This is a genomic window from Vibrio sp. 10N.286.52.C3, from assembly GCF_041468865.1.
GTDB classification, from domain to species: domain Bacteria; phylum Pseudomonadota; class Gammaproteobacteria; order Enterobacterales; family Vibrionaceae; genus Vibrio; species Vibrio crassostreae_C.
In genome coordinates, this window is record NZ_JBFRJM010000066.1 from 1 (window position 1) to 25,893 (window position 25,893).

Annotated in this window: 20 protein-coding genes; 9 read left to right on the top strand and 11 right to left on the bottom strand. The window is 43.9% G+C overall.

All coding sequences use genetic code 11. The features are described from left to right. Positions 1 to 149 precede the first annotated feature (149 nt). A complete protein-coding gene (locus AB4138_RS20225) occupies positions 150 to 1,733 on the top strand; it encodes an AAA family ATPase (protein WP_372307450.1) in 1,584 nt (527 codons plus the stop codon). Between the two features lie 267 nt (positions 1,734 to 2,000). Here AB4138_RS20225 and gcvP read toward each other — a convergent pair whose 3' ends face one another. From gcvP to AB4138_RS20240, 3 genes are all read right to left on the bottom strand, one after another. Next, complete coding sequence (gcvP, locus tag AB4138_RS20230) at positions 2,001 to 4,880, bottom strand: aminomethyl-transferring glycine dehydrogenase (RefSeq protein WP_372307453.1); 2,880 nt, start codon at positions 4,878 to 4,880, stop codon at positions 2,001 to 2,003. Positions 4,881 to 4,969: 89 nt separating this feature from the next. Next, positions 4,970 to 5,350, bottom strand: coding sequence for a glycine cleavage system protein GcvH (gcvH, locus tag AB4138_RS20235; protein WP_017072176.1), 381 nt, complete (start codon positions 5,348 to 5,350; stop codon positions 4,970 to 4,972). A gap of 51 nt (positions 5,351 to 5,401) precedes the next feature. Beyond that, complete coding sequence (locus AB4138_RS20240) at positions 5,402 to 6,694, bottom strand: serine hydroxymethyltransferase (protein WP_017072175.1); 1,293 nt, start codon at positions 6,692 to 6,694, stop codon at positions 5,402 to 5,404. 440 nt (positions 6,695 to 7,134) lie between these two features. Here AB4138_RS20240 and AB4138_RS20245 point away from each other — a divergent pair, with 440 nt between their 5' ends. The 3 genes from AB4138_RS20245 (at position 7,135) to AB4138_RS20255 (ending at position 10,677) form a co-directional block, all read left to right on the top strand. Continuing rightward, positions 7,135 to 7,758, top strand: coding sequence for a helix-turn-helix domain-containing protein (locus AB4138_RS20245; RefSeq protein WP_017059847.1), 624 nt, complete (start codon positions 7,135 to 7,137; stop codon positions 7,756 to 7,758). Positions 7,759 to 8,205: 447 nt separating this feature from the next. Next, on the top strand, positions 8,206 to 9,339 hold the full coding sequence (gcvT, locus tag AB4138_RS20250) for a glycine cleavage system aminomethyltransferase GcvT (RefSeq protein WP_017059846.1): 1,134 nt from the start codon (positions 8,206 to 8,208) through the stop codon (positions 9,337 to 9,339). A gap of 279 nt (positions 9,340 to 9,618) precedes the next feature. Next, positions 9,619 to 10,677 carry a trypsin-like serine protease gene (locus AB4138_RS20255; RefSeq protein WP_372307456.1) on the top strand — a complete coding sequence of 353 codons (1,059 nt, stop codon included), beginning with the start codon at positions 9,619 to 9,621 and terminating at the stop codon, positions 10,675 to 10,677. Positions 10,678 to 10,768: 91 nt separating this feature from the next. Here the strand turns inward: AB4138_RS20255 and AB4138_RS20260 are convergent, their stop codons facing one another. Then, complete coding sequence (locus AB4138_RS20260; RefSeq protein ID WP_371721399.1) at positions 10,769 to 11,095, bottom strand: hypothetical protein; 327 nt, start codon at positions 11,093 to 11,095, stop codon at positions 10,769 to 10,771. 200 nt (positions 11,096 to 11,295) lie between these two features. Between AB4138_RS20260 and AB4138_RS20265 the strand changes: the two genes are divergently transcribed. Beyond that, entirely contained in the window at positions 11,296 to 11,613 is a 318-nt protein-coding gene (locus AB4138_RS20265) for a helix-turn-helix transcriptional regulator (protein WP_017059843.1), read from the top strand. A 93-nt stretch (positions 11,614 to 11,706) separates the two neighbouring features. Here the strand turns inward: AB4138_RS20265 and arfB are convergent, their stop codons facing one another. Continuing rightward, entirely contained in the window at positions 11,707 to 12,117 is a 411-nt protein-coding gene (gene arfB, locus AB4138_RS20270) for an alternative ribosome rescue aminoacyl-tRNA hydrolase ArfB (RefSeq protein ID WP_017059842.1), read from the bottom strand. Between the two features lie 87 nt (positions 12,118 to 12,204). Here arfB and AB4138_RS20275 point away from each other — a divergent pair, with 87 nt between their 5' ends. Further along, positions 12,205 to 12,810 carry a beta-phosphoglucomutase family hydrolase gene (locus AB4138_RS20275; protein ID WP_017069882.1) on the top strand — a complete coding sequence of 202 codons (606 nt, stop codon included), beginning with the start codon at positions 12,205 to 12,207 and terminating at the stop codon, positions 12,808 to 12,810. Between the two features lie 63 nt (positions 12,811 to 12,873). Here the strand turns inward: AB4138_RS20275 and AB4138_RS20280 are convergent, their stop codons facing one another. From AB4138_RS20280 to AB4138_RS20295, 4 genes are all read right to left on the bottom strand, one after another. Further along, positions 12,874 to 14,778: a diguanylate cyclase gene (locus AB4138_RS20280; RefSeq protein WP_372307460.1), complete on the bottom strand. Its 1,905-nt coding sequence runs from the start codon at positions 14,776 to 14,778 to the stop codon at positions 12,874 to 12,876. A gap of 237 nt (positions 14,779 to 15,015) precedes the next feature. Beyond that, positions 15,016 to 16,764 carry a formate--tetrahydrofolate ligase gene (locus AB4138_RS20285; RefSeq protein WP_017059839.1) on the bottom strand — a complete coding sequence of 583 codons (1,749 nt, stop codon included), beginning with the start codon at positions 16,762 to 16,764 and terminating at the stop codon, positions 15,016 to 15,018. Positions 16,765 to 17,058: 294 nt separating this feature from the next. Next, a complete protein-coding gene (locus AB4138_RS20290; RefSeq protein WP_372307463.1) occupies positions 17,059 to 18,363 on the bottom strand; it encodes an inosine/guanosine kinase in 1,305 nt (434 codons plus the stop codon). A gap of 129 nt (positions 18,364 to 18,492) precedes the next feature. Then, positions 18,493 to 18,972 (bottom strand): CreA family protein, encoded by a 480-nt coding sequence (locus tag AB4138_RS20295; RefSeq protein ID WP_017064645.1) that lies wholly within the window; start codon positions 18,970 to 18,972, stop codon positions 18,493 to 18,495. A gap of 248 nt (positions 18,973 to 19,220) precedes the next feature. Between AB4138_RS20295 and AB4138_RS20300 the strand changes: the two genes are divergently transcribed. From AB4138_RS20300 to AB4138_RS20310, 3 genes are all read left to right on the top strand, one after another. Further along, positions 19,221 to 19,715 carry a hypothetical protein gene (locus AB4138_RS20300; RefSeq protein ID WP_017064644.1) on the top strand — a complete coding sequence of 165 codons (495 nt, stop codon included), beginning with the start codon at positions 19,221 to 19,223 and terminating at the stop codon, positions 19,713 to 19,715. A gap of 60 nt (positions 19,716 to 19,775) precedes the next feature. Beyond that, entirely contained in the window at positions 19,776 to 21,584 is a 1,809-nt protein-coding gene (locus AB4138_RS20305) for an HD domain-containing phosphohydrolase (RefSeq protein WP_372307466.1), read from the top strand. A gap of 303 nt (positions 21,585 to 21,887) precedes the next feature. Then, positions 21,888 to 22,613, top strand: a complete 726-nt coding sequence (locus tag AB4138_RS20310) for an HAD-IA family hydrolase (protein ID WP_017059834.1) — start codon at positions 21,888 to 21,890, stop codon at positions 22,611 to 22,613. Between the two features lie 408 nt (positions 22,614 to 23,021). Here the strand turns inward: AB4138_RS20310 and AB4138_RS20315 are convergent, their stop codons facing one another. Both AB4138_RS20315 and AB4138_RS20320 read right to left on the bottom strand, forming a co-directional pair. After that, positions 23,022 to 24,446 (bottom strand): methyl-accepting chemotaxis protein, encoded by a 1,425-nt coding sequence (locus tag AB4138_RS20315; RefSeq protein WP_017064641.1) that lies wholly within the window; start codon positions 24,444 to 24,446, stop codon positions 23,022 to 23,024. A gap of 148 nt (positions 24,447 to 24,594) precedes the next feature. Beyond that, the gene (locus AB4138_RS20320) at positions 24,595 to 25,818 is read right to left on the bottom strand and encodes an aromatic amino acid transport family protein (RefSeq protein WP_017064640.1); all 1,224 of its coding nucleotides are present in this window, start codon (positions 25,816 to 25,818) and stop codon (positions 24,595 to 24,597) included. Positions 25,819 to 25,893: the final 75 nt, after the last annotated feature.

The window sequence follows — 25,893 nt, forward strand, 5'->3', positions numbered from 1 at the left end:
TGCCGCTTCTAATTTGAATTTAGCGCTAAATAGTCTTCTTGTACGTTTTGTCATAGTGTCACCTGTTAACTTATGAGGTGATGATATCACCTCTAACTAAGTGACCAAATTCAGCGTACCACTACAGTTGGGTTGTAGATGAAGGCGATGTGAGTGAAAGGTATGCCGTTAATATATACAGCCAAAAGCAAATAAACGCACTTGCCTCAAACCCAACAAGCCTTTTAGAACTAGTCGATCGTTCTCCTATTGTAGATATAGAAAGCTGGAATTCTCGATTTGAACCTCACCAGCGACTCTATATGGAGCTAAGTTCAGAGGAAGTTCAGCTAAGTCGCAACATTTCGAAAGAAGGTTCTAAGAACTCAAGGCTCCAAGAATTGATGAGCGACATAAATGGCTTTGAGTCTGGTGGGCATAGTCAAGTATTGATTCGAAACCAACTGATGACGACATCAAGCCGTCTACTTTCGAATGCAGGTAACATCGATGATATTTCGAACAGCTTCGATGAATTGCTTCAAGAAACCGTTCCTAGCTTGAATACGACTCAAATAGAGTTGCTTGAGGATCCTCTTAAGGAAGAGCTTGTTGCTATACAAAGTGCATTTGAAACTGAAGTGAATGAAGTACTAGGCCAAATTGAAACACTTAAAACTCGGATAGTTAGAGCTAAGGAGTTACGTGACCAAGCTATTCAATCATCCAATTGGCATACGCAAAAAGTGTTGTCGGATGAGCGTTATCAAGACCTTGTTAGTGAATATCAAGAACGTGGCTCTGAATTTAATACACAGGAATATGAGTCGTGGACTTCAGAAAAAGTGAGGATAGAACAACAACTAGAATGCATCGAAGTAGACAAGGCGCGGTTGAGTGAAGTAAGTGCACAAAAGGAAGGTGTACTTAATACGATGTTAGAACTTAGACGTGAACTACAGACTAAGCGGCAAGAGTTTATAGGTAGTGTTCTTATCAATAACGATTATGTTCAGATGACAATCAAACCATTTTCAGACTTATCCAAAGCAGAGCGTCAATTCAGAACTATTGTCGGGCATGATAGATTCTCTTCTTCTGTATACGAAGAGGGAAATGATACTTCGTTACTGTATGGACTTTTCAATGCAAGTAGTACTTTCGAAGAAAAAACATCGGCACTTGGGGAACTCAAGAGTGCTATAAAATCATTGGTATTGGGTGAACAACCTAATGGATACAGAATTGATCGTCGATTCATGGATTTCCTTACAGAAAGGTATGAGCGAGAGCCTGAATTTATGGCAAGGTTAGACTGTTGGCAGCCCGATGATTTGCTAGAAGTTAAGTACTCACCACGTGGGGATGGGACTCATTTTGCAAGTATTAGCAGAGGATCTGCTGGTCAAAAGGCCGCTGCGATACTCGCTTTCTTGTTAAGTCACGGAGAGGAACCAATCATTATCGACCAGCCTGAAGATGATCTAGATAATGCTCTAGTCTATAGCTTGATTGTTAATCAGATTCAAAATAATAAGGCACGACGACAAATTATCATTGTTACGCATAACCCTAACATTGTGGTAAATGGAGACGCTGAACTAGTCAATGTAATGGAGTTTCGCGGAGGACAAGTACAAATCAAAGCCAGTGGTAGTTTAATAGAGCAACATATTAGAGACGAAGTCTGTGAAATAATGGAAGGTGGACGAGAGGCGTTCAGCAAAAGGTTTCACCGCATATCACGATTGTGATAGGGTTTTGATAACACATTTACTTTAGCTTCTTGATTTTTATGGTGCTTTCATTTGTTTGTAAGCTATGAACATCGAAATCATCATAAGGATATATGTTAACCAGTAGATACCAATAGCAGCAATTGACTCAGTTTGATTGCTCACATCAAAAGGCGAACCAAATGGTTCGCCTTTTGTTATTCACGTTAGTTTCCAACTCGGTTATCGGTTTCCAACTCGGTTATCACAGTTTCCAACTTGGTTATCTGTGATCAACGCTACGAATTAGTCTTCGTAGTTGTCGATGCTTGGGCAAGAACAAATTAGGTTACGGTCGCCGTATACGTTGTCTACACGGTTAACTGTTGGCCAGTACTTAGAGTTCTTCGTTGCTTTAGATGGGAAACAACCAAGTTCACGAGAGTAAGGGCGATCCCATTCTGCGCCTGAAAGGTCAACTTGTGTGTGCGGAGCGTTCACTAGAGGGTTGTTGTCTAGTGGCCATTCACCGTTTTTCACTGCTGCCATTTCGTGGCGGATTGCGATCATCGCTTCACAGAAACGGTCTAGCTCTTCTAAATCTTCTGATTCAGTTGGCTCAACCATTAGCGTGCCGGCAACTGGGAAAGACATTGTAGGCGCGTGGAAACCGAAGTCCATTAGACGCTTAGCAATATCTTCTTCGCTGATGCCTGTGTCTTCTTTAAGTGGACGAATATCGATAATACATTCGTGCGCTACGCGGCCGTTAGTGCCACGGTAAAGAACAGGGTAGTGAGGACGTAGTTTTTCCATCACGTAGTTCGCGTTCAGAATCGCTACTTTCGTTGCATCTGTTAGGCCAGGTTCGCCCATCATTGAGATGTAAGCCCAAGAGATAGGTAGGATTGAAGCACTACCTAGATCTGCTGCTGATACCGCGTAGTCAGAACCTTGAACACCGTTTTCGATGTGACCTGGTAGGAAAGGTGCTAGGTGCGATTTAACACCGATAGGACCCATACCCGGGCCGCCACCACCGTGTGGGATACAGAATGTTTTGTGTAGGTTCAAGTGGGATACGTCTGAACCGATGAAGCCAGGTGAAGTTAGACCTACTTGAGCGTTCATGTTCGCGCCGTCTAGGTAAACCTGACCGCCCGCTGCGTGAACTTGTTCACACACTTCTTTCACTTGCTCTTCGTATACGCCGTGCGTAGAAGGGTAAGTGATCATGATGCTTGATAGGTTTTCTTTGTGCTTCTCGATTTTCGCTGCTAGGTCTGTCATGTCGATGTTGCCATCTTCATCACACTTAACAACCACTACCTTCATAGAAACCATAGATGCAGTTGCCGGGTTAGTACCGTGCGCAGAGCTTGGAATCAGACAAACGTTACGGTGAGCTTCACCGCGGCTTGCGTGGTAACGTTGAATCGCGATTAGACCCGCGTATTCACCAGAAGCACCAGAGTTAGGCTGTAGTGAGAAATCGTCGTAACCAGTGATTTCACATAGCTTCTCTTTAAGATCTTTCGCTAGCGCTGTGTAACCAGCCGCTTGCTCTAGAGGTGCGAATGGGTGAATAGAACCAAACTCAGGCCATGTTACTGGGATCATCTCAGCAGCAGCGTTCAGCTTCATCGTACAGCTGCCCAGTGGGATCATGCCGTGCGTTAGTGAGAAGTCTTTGTTCTCAAGCTGTTTTAGGTAACGCATCATTTGCGTTTCGCTGTGATGCGTGTTGAATACTGGGTGAGTTAGGAACTCAGATTCACGACGGCAGTTTTCTGGAATTGCTGCAAACTCGTTTGATGCAATGTCAGAAGATAGTGCTTGAACGTCTTCTTTTACGTCGAAGATAGCGAATAGGGCATTCACATCATCCACTGTCGTTGTTTCGTCTAAGCTGATACCGATCTTACCTGGAAGTAGACGTAGGTTGATGTCTGCTGCTTGCGCTTTCGCGTACAGTGCATCTGTCTTCTCTTCAGAGTTGATTGTGATGGTATCGAAGAAGCTGTTGTTCGTTAGCTCGTAACCGGCTTTAGTCAGGCCAGCCGCTAGGATAGCTGTCATGTGGTGTGTACGACGAGCAATAGTACGTAGGCCTTCTGCGCCGTGGTAAACCGCGTAGAAAGACGCCATGTTTGCTAGAAGTGCTTGAGCTGTACAGATGTTCGATGTCGCTTTCTCGCGGCGGATGTGTTGCTCACGAGTTTGCATTGCCATACGTAGCGCTTGGTTACCGTGCGTGTCGATAGAAACACCGATTACACGACCTGGCATTGTACGCTTGTGCTTTTCACGAGTTGCCATGAATGCAGCGTGTGGACCGCCGTAACCCATAGGAACACCAAAGCGCTGAGCTGAACCGATTACTACGTCTGCACCCATTTCGCCTGCTGGCTTAAGTAGAGCAGAAGCAAGTAGGTCTGTTGCAACAGTTACAAGCGTTTTGTTTGCTTGAGCTTTAGCAATTACGTCTGTTAGGTCACGTACTTCACCTGTTGTACCAGGGTATTGAACTAGTGCACCAAATACGTCTTGCTCTGGAAGTGTTTCAAGAGCGCCAACCATTACTTCGAAACCGATGTACTCAGCACGAGTTTTAACAACTTCTAGTGTTTGAGGGTGAACATCGTCAGCAACGAAGAATACTTTGCTCTTGCTTTTACCAGCACGCTTACACAGTGTCATTGCTTCGCCAGCCGCTGTCGCTTCGTCAAGAAGAGACGCGTTCGCGATTTCCATACCTGTAAGGTCCATTACCATTTGTTGGTAATTTAGTAGAGCTTCAAGACGACCTTGAGAGATCTCTGGTTGGTATGGTGTGTAAGCTGTGTACCAGCCTGGGTTCTCTAAAACGTTACGTAGAATAACGTTTGGAGTGAATGTGTTGTAGTAGCCTTGGCCAATGAAAGTACGTTTCACTTGGTTTAGGTTAGCGATCTCTTTAAGAGAGGCCAGCATGTCCATTTCGCTTAGTGGCGCAGCAAGTGTCATTGGTTTTTCAAGACGGATTTGTGCAGGAACCGTTTCGTCGATCAGTGCGTCTAGGCTAGTCGCGTTGATCGCTTCAAGCATTTTTTGCTGGTCTGCTTTATTTGGGCCGTTATGACGAGCAACAAACTCGTTTTGAGTACCCAGGTCTTTCAGTAATTGGCTTTGAAGTAATTCAGTCATGATATGTTCTACTTTCTCTCTGGAGCCGTGAGCTAGCCCCTAAAATTAAGCTGCTCAAAAGAGCAGCTTTATCGTAATGAGGTTACCTATTAGTCTTCTTCGATAGAGCTTAGGTATTCTTCCGCATCTTTAAGGTTGTCTAGTTCAGACGCATCAGACATCTTCACTTTAACAATCCAGCCACCTTCATAAGGTTCTTCGTTGATTAGCTCTGGGCTATCTTCTAATTCTTCGTTGATTTCTACGATTTCGCCAGAGATTGGTGCGTAGATATCAGAAGCAGCTTTCACTGACTCAACTAGAGAGAAGCTTTCGCCAGCTTCGATTTCGTCGTCAGTGTCAGGCAGGTCAACAAACACAACGTCACCTAGCATCTCTTGAGCGTGCTCAGAAATACCGATAGTTACAGTACCGTCACCGTTGTCTTTTACCCACTCGTGGCTGTCTGCAAACTTTAGTGTATTGTCCATTGCTTATTCTCCAAAAATTTATGAGGTTTTAATTTAAATCTTAAAAACGGTCTAACGGTAAAGAGGGAAGCGCTTGCAAAGCTCTTTAACTTGCTTGCGAACACGTTGCTCAACTTCAGCGTTGCCTTCAGGGCTTTCAACTAAGCCATCAAGTACATCGCCGATCCATTCACCGATAAGTTTGAATTCTTCAGTGCCAAAACCACGACTGGTTCCAGCTGGCGTACCTAAACGAATGCCAGAGGTAATCATAGGCTTCTCTGAATCGAATGGTATACCATTTTTGTTACATGTGATCCCTGCACGCTCTAATGCCTCTTCAGTTACGTTACCTTTCAAGCCCTTAGGACGAAGGTCAACCAGCATTAGGTGCGTGTCTGTTCCGCCAGTCACAATGTCACAACCGCGAGTTTGCAACACTTCAGCAAGAACTTTTGCGTTGTCGATCACTGAATCAATATAAGTATTAAATTCTGGGCCAAGTGCTTCGCCAAACGCCACTGCTTTAGCCGCGATAACGTGCATGAGTGGGCCGCCTTGTAAGCCAGGGAACACTGCAGAGTTGATCTTTTTGTTGATGTCTTCGTGGTTCGTCAGAATCATACCGCCGCGTGGGCCACGAAGTGTTTTGTGCGTTGTTGTTGTAACAACGTGTGCGTGTGGTAGTGGGCTAGGGTGAGCACCTGTCGCGATAAGACCCGCGATGTGTGCCATATCTACCATAAGGATAGCGCCAACTTCGTCAGCGATTTCGCGGAATTTAGCGAAGTCGATAACGCGTGGGATAGCACTACCACCTGCAATAATCATTTTAGGTTGGCATTCGATAGCGAGAGCGCGTACCGCTTCGTAATCGATTTCAAGAGTGTCGCGGTCTACGCCGTATTGAACTGCGTTGAACCATTTGCCTGAAAGCGCAGGGCGTGCACCGTGCGTAAGGTGACCACCAGCGTCAAGAGACATACCTAGGATAGTGTCGCCAGGTTGAAGTAGGGCAAGTTTAACTGCGCCGTTCGCTTGAGCACCTGAGTGAGGTTGTACGTTCGCGTATTCACACTTGAATAGCTGTTTAGCACGTTCAATCGCAATAGCTTCTACTGTATCTACGTGCTCACAACCACCGTAGTAACGACGACCTGGGTAGCCTTCTGCGTATTTGTTGGTAAGGCAAGTGCCTTGAGCTTGCATTACTGCTTTAGAAACGATGTTCTCAGAAGCAATAAGTTCGATTTGTTCGTTTTGACGAGTGTTCTCTGCTTGGATTCCAGCAAATACTGCGTCGTCAGTCGCAGATAGGTTCGTAGAGAAAAAACTGTCTAAGCTATGGTTTTGATAAGCGTTCATTGTCGAGACCTTTCATTAAGCTAATGGTGATTGTTTTTATAGTCCATTAGGTCTTACGTTGATTTCTGCATCGGTATCGTTTGCGTTATATAGGTGTATAAATAGTGCGTTGCTTCTTATTTATACGACTATAGCGTCAAAGCGATCGTTGTAGGGTCAATGCAGCACGAATTGGTTCCCAAAAATTTCGGGTAAAAAACAGCTCTTACAAATGTTAAATCTATCACTTGCTGCAAGCTGAAGTAGCATCTCTTCATCTAACAAGTCGATAACATAGCTCCGATAAAATCAATTTTCAACAAAAATTTCCAATAGGAAACAGATTTTCTCGTTTTGCTACAGGGAGCACGCTTTATTTCCCTGTGTGCTCTTTAATCAACAAAGCGCTTCATGCAACAATGAAATCAATAGACAGGAAGTAAGAAATGAATGAGGGACCTATGTCAGAAGACATTTATGATGAGTACCCATCTTTAACGTTGGCGAAAGAGACGTTAGATCAGAATATCGAACCACTTAGGCTCGGCCAGCGTATTAAAGATATCCGCAGCAAGCTGGGCATTACGTTAGAAGAGGCGAGCCAACGTACTGGTTTGGCGCGCTCTACGCTGAGTAAAATCGAGAACGAACAAATCTCACCGACGTTCCAAGCGATGCAGAAATTGGCTATGGGTTTGCAAATTGATATGCCGCAACTCTTTGAGCCACCAAGAAAAAAGGTTGCCACAGGACGTCGTGACTTAACTAAAGCAGGTCAGGGCAAACCTCACCCAACTCCGACTTACGAGCATGAACTGCTCGCGACAGAACTTTCGAATAAGAAGATGATGCCGTTCAAGAGCCGAGTGAGAGCACGCACCTTTGAAGAGTATAACGATTGGGTTCGCCACGATGGTGAGGAGTTCTTGATGGTGATCTCTGGTGATGTGATGTTCTACTCAGAATTCTATGAGCCGGTACCCATGAGCGAAGGTGACAGCATGTATTACGACGCCAACATGGGGCATATGTTGATTTCTACTAGTACAGAAGATGCACTGATTTTGTGGGTGACTGCAAAATAAGTTAACAAAGTTAGAATTTCTTATAGTGAATGCAAACGTTTGCTTTTGTTTCTAACGTTTGCCAAAAGACGCGATGTTGGTGTGAAAAGCATCAATATCGCGTTTTTGTATGCGACTGAAAGTTGTTTTTAAATTGTTAAATATCACATTTTGAGCTGTTTTAATCTTGTTAAGGGTGTAAAACTGACTCAGGCTTGTTTACTATAGTGAACACGGTTTACTCATGTTGATTGAAGTTTACTGAAGTGAATTCTTAGAAAGTGAGTCGTATAGCTTTTATACAGAAGCCTCTTTTTATATCGCTAGTAATAAAAGCCTATATAGAAGACATCACTTTTTACTATCTACTGTTTCTAACGTTAACCCATATCGTTAGAGGCGACTCTAAATAGAGATATAAGCGGCAGATTCGATTTGGAAAGCCTGCAACGCTTCATGGAGAATAAAATGACTCAAGAACACGCTAATCAAGACCTACTAAAAACACCTCTGCATGCACTTCACGTTGAAGTCGGCGCAAAAATGGTTCCTTTTGCTGGCTACGACATGCCAGTTCAGTATCCACTAGGTGTAAAGAAAGAGCACTTACACACTCGTGACGCTGCTGGTCTTTTTGATGTTTCTCACATGGGGCAACTGCGTCTACACGGTGAAAATGCAGCCGCTGTTTTAGAATCTCTGGTTCCAGTAGATATTATCGACCTGCCTTCTGGTAAGCAGCGCTACGCCTTCTTTACTAATGAACAGGGCGGCATCATGGATGATCTTATGGTGGCTAACCTTGGCGATCACCTATTTGTTGTTGTGAACGCGGCGTGTAAAACACAAGATATCGACCACCTAACGGCTCACCTTCCTGCAGACGTAAAAATGGAAGTGATTGATGACCGCGCTCTATTAGCACTTCAAGGTCCGAAAGCGTCTGAAGTTCTGGCTCGTTTCCAACCAAGCGTTGCAGACATGCTGTTCATGGATGTTCAAAAAGTCGATATCGACGGCGTAGAGTGCATCGTAAGCCGCAGTGGTTATACCGGTGAAGATGGCTACGAAATCTCAGTACCGAACGATCACGCTGAAGCACTTGCTCGTAAACTAACATCAGAAGCAGAAGTAGAGTGGATTGGCCTTGGTGCTCGTGACTCACTTCGTCTTGAGTGTGGTCTATGTCTGTACGGTCACGATCTAGATACAACAACAACGCCGGTAGAAGCTAGCCTTTTATGGGGTATCCAAAAAGTGCGTCGTACTGACGGTGAACGTGCAGGCGGTTTCCCTGGCGCTGATATCATCCTTGAGCAAATCGCGACTAAAGACGTTCAACGCAAGCGTGTTGGTCTTGTTGGTCAGACTAAAGCACCAGTACGTGAAGGCGCTGAGCTGTTCGATGCTGAAGACAACAAGATTGGCGTTGTAACAAGTGGTACTGCGGGTCCTAACGCGGGCAAGCCTGTTTCTATGGCTTACGTTCGTACTGACCTAGCGGTTATTGGCACTGAAGTATTCGCTGAAGTTCGTGGCAAGAAGCTACCAATGACAGTAGAAAAAATGCCATTCGTACCTCAGCGTTACTATCGTGGCTAATCTCTTTTAAGAGAAACCACTAAGCTAAATGAAAGCCTATTGTTTGCTTCTCTTTATTGGGAAGCCTAACGGTAGGCTTTTTTGATTTTGGTAGCGTATGTCTTTGGTAACGTATTGCTTTTAACGTTACCCACTAACAACGGTTACTTAAAATTCGTTTATAAAATGAGATATGTGGCGATATCGTTACAAATACTTACTATAATCACGATTGTGACGTGTTATGGTGGCGATTCATCATTTTTGTAAATAAGTAGTAGGGGTTACAAGGAGTTAACTATGAACGTAAACCATACAATGAGTCCGGTTCGTAAAGCCGTTTTAGGGCTTTTAGCGCCATTAATTTACACATCAAGTGTTATGGCAACGGAAAACACGGACGAAAGTACTCCTGATTTGGGTGTAACACCCTATATTGTGAATGGTAGCGACGCTTCAGTCACGGAATTTCCTTCGATGGCAAGCTTGTTCATTGATCGTATTGATTATGACGGTGTTTACTCAACAGGCCCTTACTGTGGTGCGACAATTTTAGATCCAACGCATATTCTAACCGCAGCGCATTGTATATACGGTAATGAAGAAGGGCAGTTGTTTACTGTTGTCGTCCCTCAAATTGAAGATACTTCTCAGTTTCCCAACGGTAACATCCAAAAAGCTCGTGTATCTGAGGTTTACTATCGCAGCGATTATTCAAATGCGTTGAGCGACCTATTACGCAATGACGTTGCAATACTTAAGTTAGAAAGCGCACTGAATATCGATTCAATTAATGATGTTGTTAAGCGTCCGTCAAACACGAACTATCGAATTGGTGTTAATGACTTTGTTGCTGTTGGCCATGGTGATACACGTTCAGGCTTTGACGGGACAACTTTGTTGCAGAAGGCTGACCTGAATTACGTAGATAACGCTACTTGTGCTTCAGCCTTTACTGATGGTTCTGCGTTAACTGATAATCAAATCTGTTTTGTTGGTGACAGAGCTGCTTCTGGCTTGTACGGCGGTACGTGCCAAGGCGATTCAGGCGGCCCAGTGTATTGGAAAGACGGTGCTGATTACAGACAAGTTGGTATTACCAGTTTTGGACCAGATACTTGTGGTGGTAGTGCTACTGTGACATCGGTATTCACTGAAATCTATGACTATGAAGCTTGGATAGACAGTGTTATTGCTGGTACTGAAACAGCTAAGTTTGTTTCTACTGATGCTAAGCGAACGGCTTATGTGAATGCACGGACTTCATCTGGTTCAGGCGGCAGTGGAGGCAGTTTGTCGTTTGGCGTGCTAGGCGCGTTGATGTTACTCGGTAGGTTTAGAAGAGCGATGTCTTGTTAGATACCCACGTCTTCATGTTAGCTAAACAAACGGCCAGTCATTCAACTATGACTGGCCGTTTTTGTTTTGTTTGTTTAAGCCGTTCAGAGGATTAGGCACAGAATTCAGTAGACGCTTTTCTACTGTACCTTTCGACAATCACATCCATCTCTTTAACTGCGTCGTTGATGCTTTGAATACCGCCTTGTGCGACACCTTTTTCATTTTGGTTCAGAGCAGAAAAGGCCTGCTTCAATTCTTTCTCTTCCAACATACTTCCGTGCAGCAGCACTTCTTTGTAAGTGAGTAGCCTATGCTGCACTGCAATAATTTCGGAGCGGGCATTGTCCGTTTCTAATGCGTGCTTAATGCAAGGAAATGCCAATTTATAACGATTCGCAATTTCCAATATGACGTCTTTCTTATTCGCAATTTGCAATTTTTCTAATTTCCCAACACTTGAATACTCAAGTTACCTAGCCTGTACGTTCACAACTGATATCAGTGTGAAGGCTTATGAAACGTAACGGTTTTATCAAGCGAATAATATGCCTTTGATGGCTTATGTAAACCATCACAAGTCAATATGGTCTGCTTCTTGCTGAATTTAGGACATAACTGTCTTTTGAGGATGAGCTTATGTCACAAGAACCCATAATATTGGCGCTGATTGAGCGTAGGAAACAAGCCAACTTGTCTCAAGAAAAGTTAGCCTCGAGTGCAGGAATGAGCTTAAAAACCTATCAAAGGATTGAACGCGGAGAGGCGGACATCAAGATGTCTCAGTATCGTTCAATCACTAGAACCTTAAAAGTGACGGATTTGGATGTGGTGCTTGATATTGTTGGCGCATCACAAGTAACAGCGGAAGATGTAGCTGCGGTCAGTCGTCTGCTGACCAGCGAAGAGCGCCTGTTGTTGATCAAGCTGATTTTGTCGGTCAAAAAGAAGCAGTAGTCTTTCTTTCAAATAAACAGCGTAATAGATCGATTCGTTAGTCAAATTGACAGATACTTCTAGGGTAATGTGTTCTCTGAGGGCATGAAGCCATCAGCTCACTCTTCCACGCAGCTGTTTGGTGGTGCTTCTTTGTTTTTTGCTTTCTAAACGTCTTTTCTGAGAGCCACGCGTCGGCTTAGTTGCTCGTCTTACTTTTTGAACCTTTGTCGCTTCCAAGATCAATTCTTTCAAGCGCACTAAAGCATCATCTCGGTTTTGTTCCTGAGTTCTATACTGTTGCGCTTTAATGATAATCACACCGTCTTTGGTGATGCGGCTATCTTTGTGTGCGAGGAGCTTTTCTTTATAGAAGTCAGGTAGGGTAGAGTGCTTGATATCAAAACGTAAATGTATCGCGCTCGATACTTTATTGACGTTCTGACCGCCGGCTCCTTGTGCTCTGATCGCTGTTAACTGGAGTTCCCAGTCTTGAATCGAAACAGAGTTAGATATTTGTAACATAAACATCCATTTTGAACGGTAATATGGCGCCATGATACTGAATATTGGTTATGGTATCAGTAACTTTATTTAAGAGTGGTAGTAGTGATGAAAATAGATTTAACGGCATATGAAGGATTAATCTTTGATATGGACGGTACGTTGATCGATACAATGCCTGCACATGTAAAGGCGTGGGAGCGAACGGCTGAAGAGTTTGGCTTTCATTTTGAAGCGTCTTGGCTGCATAGCTTAGGTGGCATGCCGAGTTATAAGATAGCCGGTGAGGTGAACAGCAAATACGGTTTATCGCTCGACCCACAAGCGGTTTCTACGTTTAAAATGGCGTCGTTTGCGGCTATCGAAGACAAAGGAGACGTTATCCCTTGTACTCACTCTCTGTTGTTAGAGCATCTGGGTAACAAGAAGATTGCAGTCGGAACGGGCAGTCAACGTAAAAGTGCCGAACAGTTACTGGATAAGACAGAGATCTTGAGTAAGCTCGATATTCTCGTGACAGCAACAGACGTTAAGAATCACAAACCAAATCCGGATACTTTCTTAGATGCGTGTTTTGGTATGGGTTTGCAGCCAAAGCAGTGTGTTGTGTTTGAAGATACGAACCTAGGTAAGCAGGCTGCTCATGCTGCGAACATGGATTGTATTCTAGTGGTAGAGGGGAACAAACTAGAGTTCTATCCTGCACCAAGCTGATTGCAAGGATTGGGTTGTTAAACAGCCAAACTAATAGCCTAGCGGAACAATACTGATTTTCTGTTAGGCGATTTCGCTCATTTCGCTGTCTAGGAACAGGCACACACTGTTTCGACCTGCTGCTTTGGCTTCATAAAGTGCTAAATCGGCGCACTTGTAGTTAAGAGCAGGGTCGTTGGTCAGGTTGGTAATTCCACCACTGACCGTCACCACGTTATCGAGCTCAATACTGACTGCGATTCTCAATCTGTTAAGTACATACTCAGCTTCTTCTGTTGTGGTATGAGGCAGAATAACGCCAAACTCTTCGCCACCAATACGAGCCACAAAATCAGTTTCTCGGCACTCTCGTTGTAATACTTGAGCAACGGTTTGAATGACGCGATCTCCATAATCGTGACCAAATCTGTCGTTGATGCGTTTGAAGTGGTCTATGTCCAAAATCGCTAAACAAGACTGTTCGCGAGTAGGGTAACGATTAACACGAGAGCACTCATCTCGCAGCTCAAGATCGAATTTACGGCGGTTCCAACACCCAGCTAAGGCATCTTTTTCACTCAGGTTTCTCAGTTTGTTTTCTAGCTCTTTGTGTTTACTTATATCCACAAATGAAGCGACATAAAACTGAATCACGTCTTTCGAGTCTTTAATGGTTTGGATTCGCAATATTTCCGTGATCAAAGACCCGTCTTTACGACGATTAACCACTTCGCCTTCCCACATGCCTTTCTCTTTGATGATGCTCCACATTTTGATGTAGAACTCTTCGTTGTAGCGACCAGAGGCAAACATGGACGGTTGGCGGCCTTTTACGTCTTCTAACTCGTAGCCACTCACACGGGTGAACTCTTGGTTTACTTTGATGATTCGGTTGTTTCTGTCGGTAATCACCAAGGCAGACATGCCATTCATTGCGGCCTTAGCAAGTTGGCTCTCGATACTGTTCTTCTTGTGGTTGCTGTTCCACAATACGAAGCCAGCGGAGATCATCGAAATCAAGAAAGACAAGGTGATGATCTGAACGACGATCGCTTGTTTTTCTTGTCGGTATTGACTGCTGAACTGCTGATTTTCAATGTGAAGAACCATGTAAATAGGGCCTTCAAACTGTTTGATTTTAGGGCTGATGTCGGAATGAAAATACCAGTTCTCACCATCGAAATAGCTCGAAGATGTCTTGTCTTGAATCGCAGTCCAAAGCTCAGGGTATAACTTTGCGTAAGTCTGCTCTGAACGTGATTCAATTACATGTCCGAAAGATTCCGTAGGATCCGGCCCCATGATTATGTGTCCGGTTTTGTTGAGAATAATAGGAACAGCAGAAGATGCACCAATTTGATAGTGAAGGCGCTTATAAATCTCAAGCATGTTCAGGTTTGCGATGAAGTAACCAATAATGCGGTTGTTTTCAGCGACTGGCGTCATAATGCGTAGCGCCGGCGTTAACGGGTGGATGATTTCTCCATTTTCCATTTCAAGATCAATGCCTCTAGAGCTGACATCGCCAATCTCTAACTTCTGTAGCATCTGGTAGTAATCTCGAGAAGATTTGTTCTGCAGTTCGCTCTCGGGGACGACTGTTGCTCGACCGTCTTTGTAGTTAACACGGAACACTTCGTTGCCGGCTAGATCGAGGTAACGAAGATGGGAATAGTATTTTTGGCCACGAGCTAACATCACCCAAAGATCTTGCAGGGTTTCTTTATGGATAATAGAAGGTTCTCGAATCGCTCGGAGTAGTGTTTGAGAGTCGGCGATTGACGGAACAGAGTTAGAGATTTGCTCAACAATAACAGCGAGTTCATGAAAGCTGTATTCGATTTGATTTTGGCTAGACTGCTTAATATTTAGAGTGTGCTGAGCATCAATTCTGTCAAGTTCAGAATTGATGTAGAGGGCAGGGACTAGTCCTAGGGCAAAGATGGTACATAGAAATTGGCTGACTAGTTTTTTTATACTTGTATTCATCACTGTCCTCAAAGAATCAGCGCAATACTATATATTTTATAGGGTTTTTAATGTGATCTTGACCGAGAAGTTAAGACAAGATTCGCATATAACTACGATTTAAGTGCAACTTTTTGCAGTTAAGCTTGATTGTTGAGCAATCACTTCGTTAGTAAATGATTGCTCAATATAGAACACTGCTCCGAAACCTAAGCTAAATTAATCGCGATTAATTGCCGATTATCTAACTAAGGGCAGCTAGCTTAGGCCGACGATATTTCCATTACTATCAATATCTAACGACATGAACGCCGGTTTGTCAGGCAAGCCTGGCATGGTCATTACATTGCCGCACAACGCGTAAATAAAGCCAGCACCAGCACACAATTTTAGTTCTCTAACCGGCACGTCAAATTGGGTTGGTGCACCTTTTACGTGTGCTTCTGTCGAGATCGATAGTGGTGTTTTTGCCAAACAAACTGATAGGTCGCTATAGCCATGCAGTTTGAATTCAGCCAGTTGTTTTTTAGCCAGTGGAGATAGCGAAATACTTGCCGCGCCATAACCAACTTCAGCAACTGCCATCAGCTTTTCTTCTAGGCTTTGCTCTGAGTGATACAAAGGCTTAAATTCACTCTGTTTTTGGCAAGCTTTGACTACAGCGTGAGCCAGTTGAGTTGCGCCTTCGCCACCTTGACCAAATGCTTCGCTTACCTCAACGTTAACGCTTGAGTCGAAGTCGGTGATCATCTGTTTCAAAGCATCGAGCTCTTGAGCTGAGTCTTGTGGGAATCGGTTAATCGCAACAACTGTAGGCACTTGGTATTGCTTAACGTTGTTGATGTGCCATTTTAGGTTCTCAAAGCCTGCAATTAGCGCGTCTTGGTCATCATTAAAGATTGAATCAGGTAACGGAGTGCCCGGTCTCAAATCGTATAAACCAGAGTTAGCCTTTAATCCACGTAAGGTTGCGACAACCACAGCGCAATCGGGCTTCTTGTTCGACGCTTTCGCTTTTATGTTGCACGCTTTCTCAAAGCCCATGTCTGAGCCGAAACCACCTTCAGTTACCACAAAGTCACTCAGCTTTAACGCTATTTTATCGGCAATAATTGAAGAGTTACCATGTGCGATGTTCGCGAAAGGCCCGGCGTGAATTAGGGTAGGAACGCCTTCAAGGGTTTGCATCAATGTTGGTTCAATAGAATCCTTCATGGTTACGGTCATTGCGCCTGCAACGTTGAAGTCATCTGCGGTCAACGGCAAGCCTTGTTTGTTGTAGGCAAGTACCACTCGTCCGATGCGCTTTCTCAAATCTTGAAGGTCATTGGCTAGAGCAAGAATGGCCATTAGCTCTGAAGCAGCTGAGATATCAAATCCATCTTCTCGCTCAAAGCCGTTAATTGTTTTGTCTGCTTCGTTCTTGCCAACCGTGATCATGCGTAGTGCGCGATCATTGTGGTCAAGTACACGTCGCCAAACGATTCTGCTTGGGTCAATATCCAAGGCTTTTAAGCCAGAACGCGCTTCAAACGCCTCTAAGCCTTCCCGTTGTTCATGATACAAACGTGCATCAATGGCGGCAGAGGCGAGGTTGTGAGCGGCCGTAACAGCATGAATATCGCCCGTCAGGTGCAGGTTTAATTGTTCCATAGGGGCAACTTGAGAGTAACCACCACCCGCAGCGCCACCTTTTACACCAAATACCGGACCCATTGAAGGCTGGCGAATGCAGGCCATTGCAGATTGGTTAATCTCTGCGAGGCCTTGTGCTAATCCGATAGTAGTGACGGTTTTGCCTTCACCAAGAGGTGTCGGTGTGATCGCCGTGACTACGACTAATTTACCATCTTGTTGGTTGGCGAGGCGTTCAAGTGACGTGAGAGACACTTTAGATTTGAATTGCCCTAATGGCTGATGTTCGTTGTGGTGCAGGCCAGCTTGCTTGGCAACCTCACTGATGTTTTTAAGGGGAGTAGAGCGACAAATATCAATATCAGACAGCATATTTGATCCTTATATCAGAACCGAAAGGCGGTACGTAAACGTTTGCGTGGCGATAGTACTGTATAAATTTGCCAAGTAAAGGCAAACCACACGAATTATGTGCTGGAAGATAACAGATCTAAAGAGTCATTGCGCGAGATCAAATCTTAAACGAGCAAAATATTCGTTCTGATTACCTTCAGTTGCAATTATATTGGCGTTGAATACAAAAAGGGCTGCATATAGCAGCCCTTCAAGGAATGGGTAATCTCACTTGGCGTTAACCTCTAAGAGGTAACTACCTAATATGGCCGATTAACGATCCCAGTATGTTTCTTCTAAGCTATCTTCGCGTTCAGGTAATGCACGAGAAAGGCGAGGAGAGTGCTGAGTCAACACTTCGTAGCTTACACGGTTTGCGTACTTACAAATTTGAGACAGTGAAGAGTAAGTTAGACAAGTGTGCTCGTGTTTCTCTGAGTTTGGTACATTCACGTGGTGGTAGCTGTTTGCTGCCATGTCGTGTAACAGTGCTGAAAGTGCACCATCACCAGCACCATTTGTGTTCTTAATTTCAAGTGGGCCACCGAGGTAAGGGCCAATATGAGAATACACTTTTACTGGGTCTTTGCAGTCTTGCTTACGCATAGCGCGGCTAAATTCGTATTTATTGAATTCAGGGATATTACCCGGTAACAATGGCAGTGTGGTTTCGCGTTTCGCTGGCTCGTCAGTGTAACCTGCCATGTATAGGCCAATAGGGCCTGCAGTACATAGAACTAGGTCAACCCACTCAAGTGCTTTGTTAGCAGCTAGCAGAGGATCTTTTTCGCCTGTTAGGGCTTCACCTTCGTCTTCGTTCATCGCGACGATGGTTACGTTGTCTTTCAGGTATTCTTGCCACCATTCAGCGTTACCTTCGATCACATACTTAGTACCAAGTGTTAGTACAACAGGCACATTGTGCGCTTTCGCGTATTCAATCGCTTTTTGTACCGCTTTTGGCATCGGATCTTCAGGTTTGCCACGCATTAGGTATGACGACACAACCAATGCAGAAGCTTTCTCGAAGACTTTTTCAGGAATGCTTTCTGGAAGAAGTTTGTTCATGTGGCCTTCGTTGATTGCAAACGTACGTTCGCCATCTTCAGAAATCAGCGTGTAACAACGACCAATTGGACCATCAACAGTTTGAAGGTGGTTTAGATTCATACGAGAAGAAGTGCGGCAAAGGTAACGATAACCAAATGAGCCAACTTCAATCTTCTTAGACATTACGCCAAGCAGGACAGATTTGCTGTCCGCAAGTACGGAATAGTTGTGCAGTGTGTTGCCGATAGTATCGCCAGGATATTGATGCGTGATCAAACCGCGCTCAACTAACTCTTCATACAGCGCATCTGCTTTACTTTCTTCCAATACCAGTGAGTGACCTTTACTCAGCTCGTATTTTTCTAGGAACTCGTTGTCAACACGGGCTTCGATATCAACAATCGTTTGGCCAACACCCACAATCGTTGCGCGGTGAAGCTTAGGCGTTTGTTGAATTTGGTTGACCAACGGATCACGTGCGTGAGTTGGAAAGTAGTGCTTAGATTTACGCTGTCCAGGAAACTTCATATGAAAAATACAGTGAAAAAATTTTGCCGCATGATATCACATTTTGTTTCTGTTTCTTTCATTTTTATTACATTTTGAATTACCTGCACAATGTCTGTACAGGTGATTCAACTAACTATATGTTTGAAACTACTCGGTTGGCTGTACTAACGTCGCTGGATCAACGTAAGCCTCTGTACCCCATAGTGGAACAGTTGAAAGGCTGTGTTTGAAGCTACCTTCTGTTTCTTTGGTGGTGTAAGACAAGTAGAGCAGCGACTGATTCTCTGCATCGTAGATACGACGAACCTTCATTGTTTTAAAGAAGATACTTTTCGATTGCTTGAATACCACTTCGCCAGACTTACTCTTGTCTATTTGAGCAATCATTTCTGGTGTAATTTCACCTGTTTGACGACAAGATATAGAGCTATCACTTGGATCAGAAAGGCTAAGGTTTGCTTCGATTGATGCGATATGACAGGTAACACCCGCGATCTTATCGTCATCTAATGAAGACATCTTGATATCCTTCATTGTGAAGAAACCCAGTGAGACGTCGCCAACCTCGTTGTCCGAACAGCCAGCTAACATTGTCACGATACCTGCTGCTATTAAGGCTTTTTTCATAAGAAGTCCTTTTTATTTATATAGTTCTGTTTACTATAAGGATATTGAAAGCTTGGATACGAGTGTAGAGCTTTTCGTTAAGTTCTTAAAGGATGTTGTTGGATAATGAAAAATATGAAGCATTTAAAGTACTTGTTGGCCTTGGTCATGCTCTGTATGCTCTCTGCTTGTAGCTCGGCACCTCAGCCGACCGTATGTCTTCCAAATAACTGCGATATTTGGGGATACTAACCGTAGGTACTAAAAGAATGAATAACGAAATACCTGAAATTGCACACAAGAAAAACCAATGGCTATTTAGTCAGCTCGATATTGCTTACCCCGCAAAAGAGAGCCTCCTCGGCCGTGAACTTTATCAAAGCAAACTTCCATCCAAGACATACCAACTCCTAGCACAAGATCAAACTCCTTCCCAAATTGATGAACTGCATAAAGTCGATTTCCATAAATTGACCGTGCTATTTTCACTCAACCAAGCAAGCGTTTACCAAGATGAAATCGAAAGGGCACACATGCTTGAGTTCTTGAGCCAAATTATGCTTTCTGACGATCATGTATTATATATTGGTACTCAAAACGGTGAAGTTGTGGCGAGCGCTATCGTCACAGAAGCGGATGGTTCCCTATTGATCTCGGATGTCGTTGCTGAAAATGGTCAAAGTATCAACAACTTTGCTAAGCAGTTACACGATTTTTGGGCACAAGATCATGCTTCTTGCGATAAAGTGTGGATCGAGAACTAAAGATTCTTTGACAAAGCGTTAATCTAAGTACAATACCCCGTCTTATTTAAAAGGTATTGTATGTACAAGCTATTGATATCAATCGCTGTATTGTGTGTTAGCGCTTATTCTTCACTCAGCTTTGCTAACGACTGGGATATAAAACGCATCCTAGTTTTACACTCATACGAACCTTCTTATCAATGGACTGCTGACTTCCAAAAAGGGATAGACAGTGCGTTCAGCCAGTCTCAAACCGAAGTTAAACTCTCAATAGAGTATTTGGATTCTAAGCGTGTTCACAGCCGAGAGTATTACGACTCTCTCGCGAACTACTTACGTGCGAAATATGCAGGTTATAAGTTTGATGGCGTAATTGCGACGGACGATAACGCGGCCAATTTTCTTGAATCTCTGCCTAATTTGATTGATCGCTCAACACCTGTCGTTGCAGCCGGCATCAATGATTTCAGCACCGACATGTACGCGGTGTCTGACAGAGCAACTGTGCTTTACGAGAACGATCAGATAGACGTTAATATTAAGCTGATCTCCAAATTAAGACCTAATCTAAAGAATCTCTATTTTGTAAATGATTACAGTGTCACGTCTGAATTGATTCATAAAGAAATGAACAAAATGATGGCTGAATTTTCAAATATCAATCTCGTAGAAATTCGCGACTTGTCGCTGGAGCATACGAGCCAATTTTTGGAAGGGATCTCTGCGGACGATGCGGTATTGCTCAGTCATTACAACACCGAGTTAAAGCAAGGGGTTTATCACACTTACCAAGAGATTGCGTATACGTTGTCAAAAGCGAGTGCTGCTCCGGTGTTTGCTTTATGGCAGTTCTATATTTCGGGTGATGTACTCGGTGGTTACGTTAATCACTCACAAAGCATGGGTGAACAGGCCGTCGATGCGTTGGATAAATACCTTCCACTTGGTTTTACTACACCGTTAACTCCCGGAGACAACAAACGTTTTGTATTCAATTACCCTGCAATGAAGAGATACGGGATTAGTGGAAACGCGTTACCTGACGAAGCGGTTTTCATTAACGAGCCTTCATCCTTTATTCGCAAAAACTTCCAGTTGTTATTGGGGCTGTCGATGGTGATTGCGGGTTTGAGCCTGATCATCTTGATGCAATTTGTCACTCTGCGCCAAAAGAAAGAGTTGGCGAATAAGAACAAACGAATCTTAAAGCTTCAGAAACAGACCTTGAATATCCAAAAGGATATGATTCATGTTCTCGGAGAGGCAATTGAAACCCGCTCTGGCGAAACTGGTAATCATGTTAAGCGTGTAGCCAAGTTGTCTGCACTGCTTGCTAAGTATCGTGGCTTGAGCCATCGCGAGGTCGAGATGATTGAGATCATCAGCCCAATGCACGATGTGGGTAAGATTTCAGTCCCTGAATCAATCTTGGATAAACCTGGGAAATTAACCGACCAAGAGTGGGAGGTGATGAAGCTTCATACTACGGCTGGCTATAACTTACTAAAGAGCGGAGCGGGTGATATTACCAACCTCGCGGCAATCATTGCTAACGAACATCACGAGCGTTGGGATGGTGCTGGATACCCGAATGGAAAAGTGGGTGATGAAATACACCTGTTTGCTCGTATCACTGCCGTAGCCGATGTGTTTGATGCGCTGCTTAGTGCACGTTGCTACAAAGAACCGTGGCCGTTAGATATGGTGGTCGATTTGTTTGAGCGAGAGTGTGGCTACCAGTTTGATCCTCAGCTAACTAAATTGCTACTGAAACACTTATCCGAGTTTGTCGCTATCCGAGATTCGTACCCCGATACTGGAACTGTAGAATATGCGTCTTCACCTTCGCTTGAAGCTAAGGTCTTAGAAGAGTCGGTTGTTAGCTAATTGTCGCTCTATCTGAGTAGCCTATAAGCCATTTTTTTTATCGATTCACCACGATCCGGCTAGGAAGTAGTGATTTATATTTTCTCCTGAAATTGAGTAGCTTATGTAAACCTCGCAGTATTTGGTTTCGTAGAATCTGGGTTAATTTAATGAAAACTGTTGCTTATGCTGAGCGATAAAGTGATCAACTCCATATTTCGCGAAGAGAAATAAGCCTGTATCTGCAAACTGTTACCTCAATCATCTCGCGCATTGAAAGAACACTATAGGATAAAACTTGGATTCAATCTGAGTGAGATACCTATGCGGTTAGAACAGACTAAATGTGTGATTTTCGATTGTGACGGAACACTTATCGATAGTGAAAAGCTGTGCTGCCAAGCTTTGGTGAACGTTTTCACTGGCTTTGGAGCGGAGCTAAACGTCAACGACTGCTATGCGCACTTTCAAGGCGGGAAGCTAGCCGACATCTTAATGGATACACAAGAACGTCTTGGGTTATCTATCTCGATTGATACACTTGAGCCGTTATATCGCAATGAATTACAAGCACTGTTCCAGCGTCATTTAAAACCGATGGATGGCGCTATCGAACTTATTGAATTCCTCAAACAACAAGACATCGAGTTTTGTATTGCTTCCAATGCACCGAAATCTAGGGTTGAATCTTCATTGGCGATGACAGGCATGCTAGACGACTTCAAAGGCAAAGTGTTCTCAGCTTTTGATGCTAACAGCTGGAAGCCAGAGCCTGATCTAATCATGTACACGGCCATGAACATGGGCTTTCTGCCAAATGAGTGCATCTACGTGGATGATACGTTGAAAGGGATTGAGGCTGGTGTTCGCGCGGGTATCCAATCGTTTCGATTACGCCCGAGTATTGATGAAGCAATCGTAGATCCCGAAGCCGACTCAGCAGAACTCGCGGCTCAGGATATCTACAGTTTAGAAGAAATTTCAGTTTGGATTAATGGCAAGCACTGCTCAAATGGTGGTATATCGAATTCTGCAGCTTTGGTGGGGTAGAGCTTAGTTGAAGGCTGACTACCTTACTAAATTGTTTGGTGTGGAAACCGCAAGATGCACAAGTAAACTTTTCTCCACTTTCTGAAAGCAGATACTCGTCGTGTTGGCATAAAGGGCATGTAATGTCGTCGGTGTTTGGTGTTTCTGTTTTATTCATTATGTGTCACCTGCAGCAAGGGGGTAAGCGAAAAAAGACCCGTTCAATTAGATTACTCCTAAGCTCGAATATTAGACAGTTCTGACACTTCTTAATCTCTCCTTTGCGACTTGCTTCATGGTAATTGACAATGTCATCGTTATTGACCATGGTTCTTGTAATGTTATTAAACAAAAGCCAAAAAGAAAGGACCCATTACGAGTCCTCATTAGTTTGTTTTCAATTCACGCCGCTAGTTCACCAGTTGATCCTTAAGTTCGGTAGCGTGCCAATGTCTGAGATAGAGAAACCGACGCTTCTGTTAGCCTAGATACGCCATTTGAAGAATTCTGAGCCACGTCTTTAATCACATCGGATTGGCTTCGAATATCGTTAAGCTCTGCTGCAATCGTATTGGCAACGTTACTTTGCTCATCGGCTGATGTTGCGATTTGGATACTCATGTCCATTAGTGCTTGAGCTGAATCTGCAATCGAGTTTACGTCGTGACCAATGTTTGAAATCAACTGGCTACTGGTTTGCGCTTGGTCAACCGTCTGTTCGGTGATCTTCGCGATATTTTGGCTCTCTTGCTGTAAGCGTTCAATCATCGCTTGGATTTCTACAGTAGCCGACTGAGTGCGGCTTGCCAGTGTTCTTACTTCATCAGCAACAACAGCGAAACCTCGGCCTTGCTCGCCCGCACGAGCGGCTTCAATCGCGGCATTTAAAGCAAGTAAGTTAGTTTGCTCTGAAATAGCATTGATCGTCGTGATGACCTCGTTAATTTGGCTCGTATTCACATTCAAGCTAGTAACAGAAGATGAGGTTTGCTCAATCAAAGAAGAAAGGGTGGTGATTTCCGAGATTGCCTGTTGAACCTTCGCGTGGCTATCGTTGATTTGCTGCGCGTCTTGTTCTGTTTGTTCAGTTGAGCGTGCAGAGATGTTAGAGACTTCATTTGCCGAAGCTGTCATCTGATCCATTGCTGTCGCTACAGAGTCTAGAGAGGCATTTTGGCTCATGATTTGTGTTTCGCTGCGCTTCATCTCAGTTTCGAAAGAAGCCGATGTTTCGCTTAGCGTTGCTGCACTGTGGTTTACGTTGTTGACTAACTCACTAAGCGTGTCCATTGAACGGTCAAGCGCACAACCAATCGTGCCGAACTCATCACGGCCAGGGTGGAAGCCAAGGCGTGATGTTAAGTCACCATCACCAATCTTTTGAGTCGTTGAATAAAGAACCCAAAGTGCGCCGCCTAGGAAAGTCGCTACCCAGTAACAGAAAAGACCAAAAGGCACACACCACAAGAAGCTCAGTAATAAAGTGTACAGTGCTTGCTGCTTTTGATTCTGTATATCGTTAGTTGAAACGGTAAGTGAGTAGTAGTTGCCATCTTGTGCGAGTGCTGTGGCAGTCACCGAACCATTGTTTGAAATAGTGGTTTGTTGAGCGCGAGTTTGCTGGCTAACAGAGCGAACAGAAGCAGGGGAATCTGATGCTGATAAAATGCCTTGCAGTTGATACTCGACCTGCTGTTTTGCAGTTACGTCAATGTGTTCCATTTTGTTGACGTAGTTCAGTCCAGCTAGGCTTGCCAAAGCGGCAAAAAAGATTAAGAAAATGACCCAAAATTTGTCGTTGATCGACATCTTAATAAACAGTTTGTCTATCGTTCGAAATTGTACTTCTTTCATAAAAACTCCACGGTAAATCCTTTACCGTGGACTCTAAATAACCGACCTCAATAAAAATGTGACTTCAATCGACTAATTGTGAAAATTAATGATAGTGATATGTCATTTATGAGATCTGAATCAAGTAAATTAGTTCTGTATAGGTTTATTAGCCTAAAGAAGGCAGTAACCCTACTGAAATAAGAACTTGAATCGCAATGATAAATACGCCAACGCTACCTGCTAAAAACAACGCTTTGCTACCGCCTAACACTTGGTAACTGGCTTCTGCAGATTGAGGTTTGACAGAGAAATCAGTGTAACGAACCTTGTAGACCATCACTGTTGGTAACAGAATCGCGAGCACTGAAAGTGCAATGGCTGCGTAGCCTAAAGCCATGATGAAGCCTTGTGGGTAAAATAAGGCAAACCCCAGTGGCGGTAAGAAGGTGATAGCAGCTGTCTTAACACGTTTTGCGTTACCTAGTTTCTTGCTCAGTGAGTCGCCCATGAATTCAAATAAGCCCAAGCTCACACCAATAAAAGATGTCAGCAGTGCAAGGTCTGCAAACACACCGACGATCACGCTTAGGTTGGATTGATGAACCGTTTGCGATAGCGAGACTAATAGCGCGCCCAAGCTTGTGTCAGACAACAACTGCTCTTGGCTAATCACGCCCAAAGTAACACTTTGCCAGAAAACGTAGATAACCAGAGGCAGTGCCGAGCCAATAATCATTACCTTACGTAAAGAACGAACGTCACCATCTAGGTATCGAACAATTGATGGGATGCTGCCGTGGAAACCAAAAGAGGTAAACACAACCGGAATAGCCGCAACAATCAGGCCTTGCTGTAAAGGCATGCTCATTAAGTATTGAGAGGTAATGTTTGGCGCTAGGAAGCTGAGTACCAAAACCATCGCGATAAGCTTTAAGCCAAACAAAACGCGGTTAACTTTATCAACACTGTGTGTACCAATCGTAACAACGCCGGCAACTAATAGGGTAAATAGAAGCGTGGTGATTTGAGCATTAAGTTCGATACCCGCGATATCCGAAATTCGTTGGTTAAATTGCGCACCGCCGCCAGCTATGTATGCCGCACACAGAGCGTAGAAAAGAAACATCACCGCGAAGCTCGCAATCCACTTTCCTTTTGTCCCCAAAATGGTATGAGCTAACGTGTGTAGGGTAGCGTCAGATTCTGCGAATTGGTGAAGCTCTACCATTAATAGCGCAGTAAAAGCCATTAACGCCCATAAACCCAGCATCAAGAAAAGTGAAGTTGAAAAGCCAATACCTGCAGAAGCAAGTGGAAGAGCGAGCATGCCAGCACCAATGGTTGTGCCTGCAATGATCAAAGTACTACCAAAAACCTTTGATTTATTCATTGTATATAATTCTTTACGTTAGGGTGTGTTTTCATTGTAATTCTTCTAGCTTAAGCGCATAAACCCAAAGAATAT

Coding starts and splice junctions, on each gene's coding strand:
- gcvP (WP_372307453.1), bottom strand. CDS start 4,880: ATGACTGAATTACTTCAAAGCCAATTACTGAAAGACCTGGGTACTCAA.
- gcvH (WP_017072176.1), bottom strand. CDS start 5,350: ATGGACAATACACTAAAGTTTGCAGACAGCCACGAGTGGGTAAAAGAC.
- AB4138_RS20240 (WP_017072175.1), bottom strand. CDS start 6,694: ATGAACGCTTATCAAAACCATAGCTTAGACAGTTTTTTCTCTACGAAC.
- AB4138_RS20245 (WP_017059847.1), top strand. CDS start 7,135: ATGTCAGAAGACATTTATGATGAGTACCCATCTTTAACGTTGGCGAAA.
- gcvT (WP_017059846.1), top strand. CDS start 8,206: ATGACTCAAGAACACGCTAATCAAGACCTACTAAAAACACCTCTGCAT.
- AB4138_RS20255 (WP_372307456.1), top strand. CDS start 9,619: ATGAACGTAAACCATACAATGAGTCCGGTTCGTAAAGCCGTTTTAGGG.
- AB4138_RS20265 (WP_017059843.1), top strand. CDS start 11,296: ATGTCACAAGAACCCATAATATTGGCGCTGATTGAGCGTAGGAAACAA.
- arfB (WP_017059842.1), bottom strand. CDS start 12,117: ATGTTACAAATATCTAACTCTGTTTCGATTCAAGACTGGGAACTCCAG.
- AB4138_RS20275 (WP_017069882.1), top strand. CDS start 12,205: ATGAAAATAGATTTAACGGCATATGAAGGATTAATCTTTGATATGGAC.
- AB4138_RS20280 (WP_372307460.1), bottom strand. CDS start 14,778: ATGAATACAAGTATAAAAAAACTAGTCAGCCAATTTCTATGTACCATC.
- AB4138_RS20285 (WP_017059839.1), bottom strand. CDS start 16,764: ATGCTGTCTGATATTGATATTTGTCGCTCTACTCCCCTTAAAAACATC.
- AB4138_RS20290 (WP_372307463.1), bottom strand. CDS start 18,363: ATGAAGTTTCCTGGACAGCGTAAATCTAAGCACTACTTTCCAACTCAC.
- AB4138_RS20295 (WP_017064645.1), bottom strand. CDS start 18,972: ATGAAAAAAGCCTTAATAGCAGCAGGTATCGTGACAATGTTAGCTGGC.
- AB4138_RS20300 (WP_017064644.1), top strand. CDS start 19,221: ATGAATAACGAAATACCTGAAATTGCACACAAGAAAAACCAATGGCTA.
- AB4138_RS20305 (WP_372307466.1), top strand. CDS start 19,776: ATGTACAAGCTATTGATATCAATCGCTGTATTGTGTGTTAGCGCTTAT.
- AB4138_RS20310 (WP_017059834.1), top strand. CDS start 21,888: ATGCGGTTAGAACAGACTAAATGTGTGATTTTCGATTGTGACGGAACA.
- AB4138_RS20315 (WP_017064641.1), bottom strand. CDS start 24,446: ATGAAAGAAGTACAATTTCGAACGATAGACAAACTGTTTATTAAGATG.
- AB4138_RS20320 (WP_017064640.1), bottom strand. CDS start 25,818: ATGAATAAATCAAAGGTTTTTGGTAGTACTTTGATCATTGCAGGCACA.